The sequence below is a fragment of the Erwinia magellanica genome (assembly GCF_039023495.1).
GTDB lineage: Bacteria > Pseudomonadota > Gammaproteobacteria > Enterobacterales > Enterobacteriaceae > Erwinia.
The window spans coordinates 1-612 of the sequence record NZ_JBCHVC010000023.1; the positions used below are offsets into that span (position 1 = coordinate 1).

A 612-nucleotide genomic window follows, 5' to 3' on the forward strand; every position below is an offset into this window, starting at 1 on the left:
ATCTCGCCGGTGACCGGGCCGACGTCGTCGGTCAGGCTGATGGAGTCAACCACAACGCCGGAGGCCTGGTTGTCCGGAACGGAGGTGTCAACGGTGAAGTTCCAGCCGTCGTCGGCGGTGCCGCTGACAGCCGGGCCTTCGTTGCCCGCCGCGTCCACCGCAGTGACGGTCAGCTCATGCTCAGTGCCGTCGGCCAGATCCTGCTCCGGCGTCCAGCTCCAGCTGCCGTTCCCGTCAACAGTGGCGCTGCCTGCCAGTTCGCCGTTGTCGTAGATATTGATATGGTCGATATCCGCGGTCGCGTTGCCCGTGAGGGTCGGACGCGTGTCGTCGGTGACGCCGCCGTCGGCGATCTCACCGGTAACCGGGCCGACGTCGTCGGTCAGGCTGATGGAGTCAACCACAACGCCGGAGGTCTGGTTGTCCGGAACGGAGGTGTCAACGGTGAAGTTCCAGCCGTCGTCAGCGGTGCCGCTGACAGCCGGGCTTTCGTTGCCCGCCGCATCAACGGCGGTCACGGTCAGCTCATGCTCAGTGCCGTCGGCCAGATCCTGCTCCGGCGTCCAGCTCCAGCTGCCGTTCCCGTCAACAGCTGCGCTGCCTGCCAGTTCG

At 66.3% G+C, this 612-nt stretch carries 1 protein-coding gene; it reads right to left on the reverse strand.

The annotated features are described in order from the left end of the window. Window positions 1-612: Ig-like domain-containing protein (locus AAH450_RS21065; protein ID WP_342911929.1), on the reverse strand; the 612-nt coding region annotated here is incomplete at both ends.